This window comes from Bacillus sp. SIMBA_008, assembly GCF_046535495.1.
GTDB classification, from domain to species: domain Bacteria; phylum Bacillota; class Bacilli; order Bacillales; family Bacillaceae; genus Bacillus; species Bacillus subtilis.
Genome location: NZ_JAWRWL010001032.1, coordinates 1 through 246, shown reverse-complemented (window position 1 = coordinate 246; position 246 = coordinate 1). Strand labels below are relative to the sequence as shown.

General features: G+C 30.5%; 1 pseudogene. It reads left to right on the top strand.

The features are described 5' to 3' along the window. Positions 1-98: 98 nt before the first annotated feature. Positions 99-246, top strand: a pseudogene (locus SB658_RS26545) (transglycosylase domain-containing protein); the annotation flags it as partial.

Below are 246 nucleotides of genomic sequence, written 5' to 3'. Positions count from 1 at the left end.
ATGTAAGGTACGTGTAAGAGAAATCGATGGGATGTTTTTTTACAACAAGGTATTCTTAAAGTAAGAGTTATACGCTGTGTGGAAAAGAGGTGTTCAAGATGAAAGAACGAGTATTATCTAGGGTGAACTATCATCAAAAAGTTGCATTAAATCCAATGACTAAATTCTTTTATAAAGCCATTATTTTATTATTATTGTTAAGTTGTACGTTATTATTCATTGGAAATGTAATGATCGAGCAAAGTG